At 66.9% G+C, this 6786-nt stretch carries 6 protein-coding genes, 1 tRNA gene and 2 pseudogenes; 3 read left to right on the top strand and 6 right to left on the bottom strand.

Annotation, left to right across the window (positions count from 1 at the left end; all coding sequences use genetic code 11):
* Window positions 1–275: 275 nt before the first annotated feature.
* Window positions 276–398 (top strand): annotated as a pseudogene (locus tag AC1D1G_RS39465) (DUF4193 family protein); the annotation flags it as partial.
* A gap of 129 nt (window positions 399–527) precedes the next feature.
* Here AC1D1G_RS39465 and AC1D1G_RS39470 read toward each other — a convergent pair.
* From AC1D1G_RS39470 to AC1D1G_RS39480, 3 genes are all read right to left on the bottom strand, one after another.
* Window positions 528–601, bottom strand: a tRNA-Thr gene (locus AC1D1G_RS39470).
* 86 nt (window positions 602–687) lie between these two features.
* A complete protein-coding gene (locus AC1D1G_RS39475; RefSeq protein ID WP_477956308.1) occupies window positions 688–1035 on the bottom strand; it encodes a hypothetical protein in 348 nt (115 codons plus the stop codon).
* A gap of 250 nt (window positions 1036–1285) precedes the next feature.
* A complete protein-coding gene (locus AC1D1G_RS39480) occupies window positions 1286–1597 on the bottom strand; it encodes a hypothetical protein (protein WP_283331848.1) in 312 nt (103 codons plus the stop codon).
* 291 nt (window positions 1598–1888) lie between these two features.
* Here AC1D1G_RS39480 and AC1D1G_RS39485 point away from each other — a divergent pair, with 291 nt between their 5' ends.
* Entirely contained in the window at window positions 1889–2458 is a 570-nt protein-coding gene (locus AC1D1G_RS39485; RefSeq protein WP_477956309.1) for a hypothetical protein, read from the top strand.
* 83 nt (window positions 2459–2541) lie between these two features.
* On the opposite strand, the pseudogene AC1D1G_RS39490 reads toward AC1D1G_RS39485, so the two are convergent.
* Both AC1D1G_RS39490 and AC1D1G_RS39495 read right to left on the bottom strand, forming a co-directional pair.
* A pseudogene (locus AC1D1G_RS39490) lies at window positions 2542–2685 on the bottom strand (Lsr2 family DNA-binding protein); the annotation flags it as partial.
* 66 nt (window positions 2686–2751) lie between these two features.
* Window positions 2752–3825, bottom strand: a complete 1074-nt coding sequence (locus tag AC1D1G_RS39495) for a serine hydrolase domain-containing protein (RefSeq protein WP_477956312.1) — start codon at window positions 3823–3825, stop codon at window positions 2752–2754.
* Window positions 3826–4013: 188 nt separating this feature from the next.
* Here AC1D1G_RS39495 and AC1D1G_RS39500 point away from each other — a divergent pair, with 188 nt between their 5' ends.
* Window positions 4014–5741: an ABC transporter ATP-binding protein/permease gene (locus AC1D1G_RS39500; protein ID WP_477956310.1), complete on the top strand. Its 1728-nt coding sequence runs from the start codon at window positions 4014–4016 to the stop codon at window positions 5739–5741.
* A gap of 37 nt (window positions 5742–5778) precedes the next feature.
* On the opposite strand, the gene AC1D1G_RS39505 is transcribed toward AC1D1G_RS39500, so the two are convergent.
* Window positions 5779–6786 (bottom strand): HD domain-containing phosphohydrolase (locus AC1D1G_RS39505; RefSeq protein WP_477956311.1); only part of this gene is annotated, 1008 nt, incomplete at its 5' end.

Below are 6786 nucleotides of genomic sequence, written 5' to 3' on the forward strand. Positions count from 1 at the left end.
GACCACGGGTCGCGAGTAGCACGCCCGGTAGGACTGGACACCCGGCTGCGGACCCAATCCCACCTGCTGCCGCAGAACGGGTCCCGGCCACCCACTGGGCTCGACCCCGGAAGGTCATATCACCTACCAGAGAACGACAATGGGAGACACGCACCACGCAACCGGACCGCGCTCACGACCACCTACCGACCGAAGCGGTTGAGTCCACAGCACATTCTGCCCCCGAGCGCATGTCGCGGCACCGGACCCTCTAATCTGACGGGTCCGAAGACCCAGAACTCACCGTCCGCGTCATCCCCAAGCAGCCGGACGAATTCACCTGCACCAGTTGCTTCCTCGTCCACCACCGCAGCCGCCTCGCCGACGCCGCGCAACAACTCTGCCGCGACTACGCCTGAACACGGTCGGACCAACCGAGAAGCGCGGCCGTCCTCAGATTGGTCCGCATCGCACACCCTCGATCGCCGCCACCACGGCCTGATTCGCCCCTCCACGGACCTCCCTGCGGCCTCGCAGGCGACACGAGGTGGGGCGGGCGGGGCTCGAACCCGCGACCAACCGATTACGAGTCCACGGCTCTCACCGACTGAGCTACCACCCCATCACTGCACTACCCCACTCTCGCGGGACCTGGCGACGGTATCTCCACACCGCCGACCGTCCCCGCTCACGCTCCGGGAAAGGTCTTCACACGCGGCCAAAGAGCTGCCGCACCCCACCGTTGTCATCAACGGCATACAGCGCCATCCCCAACAGATCGAGAATCCGTTGCGGTGCCCGCACCCCCGCGTCCACCGATCGCGGCTCATCACGCACGACCAGAGCAAACGACACCGACTGATCCGGTTCGCTCGGCATCCGCCGCACGAGCTGCCCGATGGCGGTATCGACATCCAACCCCGGCGCGGAGCTCGCACCCTTGACCTCGACATAGAGCCGGCGTCCGTCCTTGTCGGCAACGATGTCGACGACATCCGTATCGGTGCGGACCGTCCACCCCTGAGACGATAACCACCCCGCGAAGTCCCGAGCCACGCGAGCCTCATCACGTCTCATACCCGACACGGTAAACCGGAAGCCTCAGTTCCGAACAACACCACAGCGCAAAACACATCCGGTGCGGCTATGCCACGACTGAGGCATACCCCGACCGATCATGCGGTGAGATCGACGTCCCCTTCAGGACCTCATCCACGTGATTCATGTAATCGACTGACTGCTAGCGCAATTCGTGTGCACGATGTTTGACGCCGACCAGAACTGGCCACGAAGCGGCTGCCGCCGATCATTCTCCCCGGTGACGGCCGGGTGTCCGCGCAGCCGAATCCGGGTTCGGGTTCGGGGCGGAACGGTAGGAGCCCGGATCGATGGTCAGGTCCTCGGTGTCGGCGAAGACCAGCCGCCCGTCGTCGAGCGCGACCGCCCACCGATGCACCGGCGCCCACTCATGCCCACCACCGCCCGGATCAGTCACCGCCGCGTAATCCTCGACAACCTCACCGGTGAGATCGGCCCCGGAACTCCGGCGGACCAGCACCCGGACACCAACCGTCAACTCCGGGCCACCTACCGGCCGGTTGCCACTGTCTCGGGCCATGCTGACACACCTCTTCGCTCGGCGAAACTCCCGAAATCGAGCATAAGCACCACCCGACCCGGTACGCGACCCGACCACCATCCACGATCGAGAACACCGCCGGAGCAGTCGGCTGTCATGGACTGCCGCCGCCCGACGGCAGCTCCGGGTCACCGAACTGTGGCGGATTCCCCCTTTTCGTCTGACCCTCGCTCGCCGCCACCCTCTTCGCCGGAGCCGCCGCAGCGGCTGCAGCGGTCGCCGCACATGCTTATCTGACTCTGCGGCTCATGGTGGCCGAGGCCAACCGGTGTGGTTGACCGCGTTCACGCCGGTAAAGCGGATCCTGGATCGGCCGAGATCGGCGCCCAAGTGCGTGCCCGCATCGGTCGGTGCTCGCCCCCGCCTCCGGGAAACCACCGCCGCCGTGCCCGTCACCACCGATGCACCCGTCGAACCGGTGAACGAGGAGCCGTCGTCGAATGCCTCGAAGGCACACCCGGACCGGCACGATTCAGCGACGGCACCCTCGCCTTCTCACAATGGTGCTTCGTCCAGCTCGGCGGCGACGAATACCTCCGCCAAGAACGCGAAGCCAACACCTTCGAATGCGACGGCGTGACCTGCCGCAACCCCTACACCGGCAACACCTACCCCGACCCCGACGCCGTCACTCGCGCACCAGTGGGCACCACCTCCGATCGCGGATACTCTTGCTACGACAGCGGCTGCTACTGGCCCGACGGAACCCCGGTCGTCGGCGCCGACCGATGCGGCACCCGATGCGGCGAAGAACCCGCCTCAGGTGAGATACGAACCCGCAACGGCTGCGAAGCCGGCTACATCACCGACCCGAAACTGTGCGCCGGCGTCGGGTACTGAAAGGCTGCGCACCGGATGAGATCTGTGCGTCGCCCCGGTGTGCGGAATGCCTGCCAAGCCGAAGCGTTCGAAATAACAGCACCTTCAGCGTCATGGAAGACTTGCTCGATCTCGGCCGGAATCCGGCCGCGCGATGACACCTCGCGGCCCTCCCCGATCGCCCACTCGCGAATCTTTGTGGCTGTATTCTTCGCCGAACCTTCAGGACTTCTCGGTGAGCCCGCGATGTATCTCCTTCTCTCGAGACGAAGACGTACCTGATCCGTTTGGCCGCAGGCCTTTTCATCTGACCTCTACGACGGAGGCGCCGGCCAGGGATGATCGGGGCTGATGATCTTCACGATCTCGGCGAAGAAGTTCCACACGCCCAGCGGGTCGACGTTCGTGTTGACCAGCATTACCACCGTCTTACCCTCAGGCGGAAGGTAATACGCGTAGGTCTGGTAGCCCGCGATATTTCCGTTGTGGCCGATCCAGCCGTTCTGGTACTCGACACCAAGTCCATACAGCGAACCCGCACCTTCCGACGGCGCCGGCTGAAACTGCTCCCGCTCGCGCTGAGTCGCCGGCGAGAGCAACGCGCCGGTCGCCAAGTCGCGCACCCACACACGCAGGTCGTCGAGCGTGGAAATCATGTTTCCCGCACCGAATCCCCACGACGGATTCCAGTCGGTCGCGTCCACCGATTCGCCGTCAGGTGTTTTCGTGTATCCGTGAGCGTGCGGTGACGGAAGGGCCGCATCGGTCGGGACCGAGGTGTGGCCGAGATTCTCGGGTCGCGTGATGTACTCGTCGATGTACGCGTTCAGCGGCTGGCCGGAGACCTTCTCGACCACGAGGCCCAGGAGCTCGGTATTGGTGTTGGAGTAGTCGAACTCGGTGCCCGGTGCGAACAGCGGTGGACGGCTGAAGCTGATCTCGAGCAGTTCCCGGGGCGTCCATTGGCGCTGCGGCTGACTCGGGAGCGCCGGGATCACCACCTCCGAGTAGTCCGGAAGCCCACTGCGCATGGCCGCCAACTGGCGGATGGTGATCGTGTCCCCGTTGGGGACGTCGGGCACATACCTGTCGATCGGATCATCGAGGCCGACCTTTCCCTGATCGACCAGTTGCAGCACGGCGGTGGTGGTGAAGGTCTTGGTTACGCTGCCGATGCGCATGAACAGGTCGGGCGCCATGGGGTCGCCGGTGGCCGTGTCGCCCACCCCGAACGCCTGGACGTAGGGCGCGGCCCCGTCCTGCCAGACACCGACGATGGCCCCGGGAATCGCGGCGTGCTCCATCGCCCCCGGAATCGTGGCGTCGAGCTGTGCGTCGGGCACGGCCGGTTGCACTGCCGACTCACCRCACCCCACGAGTCCGGTCATCGAGATCGCCAACACCGCGACGATTCGGCGTCCCGCGAATGTCTGTGACACCCCGCTCCCCAATCCAAGCCTCCACTGTCGTCTGATGGAAGCTTGCCTCATCTGCTTCGACTTGGATCGGTTTCCGGCGCCCGATTTGAGGCAAACGCCCCATGCGACGACATAAGCGGTCGACCGATGATCAGGGCATGACAAAGCGAGTTCAGGAATCACCGGTCATGACCGGATCGACCGTCGAATCACCGACCGTCGGGCGCGTCGACGCGGTCGACGTGAGCCGGCATGTCGGGGCACGGCAGATCCTTCAGGAGCTGTCGCTGTCGGTCGAGCCGGGCGAGTTGGTCGCCATCGCCGGCGGCAGTGGAGCAGGAAAGAGCACATTGCTGGAGATCCTCGCGGGACTGCAACCACCGTCCGCCGGGGAGGTCCGGCACGACGGCGTCGTTCGCGGTGCCCGAGTCAGCGCCGATTCGCGCATCGGCTACGTCCCCCAGGACGACATCATCCACCTCGAGATGCCCCTGCGCCGCACGCTGCGCTACGCCGCGCGGCTCCGGTTGCCCGCGGGCACATCGGCGGTCGAAGCGGACCGGATAGTCGAGGAGACCATGCAGGACCTCGACCTGGCCGATCGAGCCGAGGTACCGGTCCGTGCGCTGTCCGGCGGCCAGCGCAAGCGGGCCAGTATCGCCGTGGAGCTACTGACCCGGCCACACCTCTTCTTCCTCGACGAACCCACCTCCGGGCTCGACCCGTCGACCGCAGCCGACGTGATGCGCCTACTGCGCCGACTCAGCCGGCGCGGGGTCACAGTCGTCCTCACGACGCACGAGCCGGCCGGCATCGATCGGTGCGACCGGGTGGTGTTCCTGGCTCGCGACGGCCACCTGGCCTTCACCGGCAGCCCGACCGAGGTTCGGCGCTACTTCGGTGTGGAGGACCTCGCCGACGTGTACGACCGGCTGGCTCGTGAGCACACCCCCCAGGTCTGGGCGGAGCGATTCGCGGACAGCGGTGGGACGTCGGAATCCCGGACCGGCTCGGCGCTACCGCCCATCCCGCCCGTCCCCGCCACCCGGTCCGACGTGGGAGGCACCGGCATGGTGCGGCAATGGTGGCTACTCACACAACGCAATGTCGATGTCCTCCTTCGCAACCGGCTGACCCTGGCGGTGCTGCTCGGCTCACCGGTGCTGGTCACGGCGATGATGGCGACGCTGTTCCAGCGCGGCGCGTTCGATCCGCATGGCGCGGCCGACCTCGGCCCCGCCCAGATCGTCTTCTGGATCGCATTCGCAGGCTTCTTCTTCGGCCTCACGTACGGCCTGCTCCAGATCGTCGGGGAGATGGCCGTCTTCCGGCAGGAGCGCCTGGCCGGGCTCCGTGTCGGCGCCTACGTGGCCTCCAAGATGACAGCGCTGCTTCCGGTGCTGGCTGGAGTGAGCGCGCTGCTGCTCGGTGTGCTGCGGGCGCTCGGTCGGCTCCCCGCCGTCGGATGGGACGTGTCGGCGGTCCTGTTCGTGACGATCGTGATCGAGGCGACCTCGGCGCTGGCCCTCGGCTTGCTCGCCTCGGCCGCGGTCTCCAACGCCGCGCAGGCCGCCCTCGCCCTGCCGATGCTCTGCTTCCCTCAGGTTCTGTTCGGCGGAGCCATCGTCCCGGTTGACGAGATGGCCCTCCCGGGACGCCTGATGAGCCTCGGCCTATCCAACCGCCACGCATTCGAAGCCTTGGGTCGCGACCTGGATCTCGACCGGTACAGCGCCACTCTGCCGGCCATGTCCGCCTACGGCGACACCTTCCGCGGAGGCACCGGTGCCAGTCTCATCGCGCTGGCCTCATTTGCCGTCGCTCTCATGCTGGCCACCGTGTGGGTACTGGACCGGCGGTCCCGGCCCGGCGCATCCCGTCGATGACCGCCCGCACGGCCGGTCCCGCCAGAAGGCGGATGCCTCACTTCCCCACGACCGCATTGACCGGGAAGCCCACCAGACCCCGGTCGATCGCGGCGAGACTGGCCTGCGTGCGGTTGTTCACCCCGAGCTTGGCGTAGACACGCTCGACGTGGTTGCGTGCCGTTTTCTCGGCGATGAACAGGTCGGCGGCGATTTCTCGGTTCGACCGGCCCTGCGCGACGAGGCGCAGGATCTCCACCTCGCGGTCGGTCAGCCCGGCGGGCCAGGGCGTCCGCCGCGACACCCGTTGCCCCGCCGCCGCCAGCACGGCCGCCACCGACTCGGCGTCGAGGCGTCCGGTGCGCGCCTCCTCTTTCACCCGATCGGCAGCGCCGCGAGGATCGAGCGCCGGCCGGTGCGGACGCGGCTCGAGCAGTCGCTGATAGGCATCCGCCGCGGCAAGCAGCCGATCCTGCGCGGTCAACTCCACGCCGGCGATCCCCCGGGGAAAGCCGGACCCGTCGATCCGTTCCCGGTGCTTCATCGCGACGGACACCACCGACTCCAAGCCGTTGACTCGGCTCAGTATCCGGCCGGTCAGATCCGGATACATTCGCACCCGTTCCCATTCAGCCGTGGTGAGCGGACCCTTCTTCTCCCAGATCTGGTTGGACACCCCCATTTTGCCGAGGCTGTGCACAAGGCCGGCACGGTAGAGATGCGTGATGTCCGACGACGACATGCCCAGGCGCCGGGCCGCCCCGGCCACCAGATTCGCGACGCCACGCGAATGCCCCAGGGTGAACGGAGACTTGAGATCGACGAAATCAGCCATGGCCCCGAGTAACTCGTCGCTCTCCTCGACCCTCAGGGTTCGGTCGCGATCCGGAGCCCGAGCCAACGCTGCGACCCAGACGTCCGTTTCGAACAACCCGTCCACGATCGCCGCCGCGTCACGTTCGAACACCTCCACCACTGCCGGGCTGAACTGACTGCCACGCCGGGAACGGAGAACGTCCTTCGCGTGCCCCAGCCCACCCGTCCGCAGGTGCACCTCGGCGACGTC

The sequence above is a fragment of the Rhodococcus sp. P3_B8 genome, from assembly GCF_056402775.1.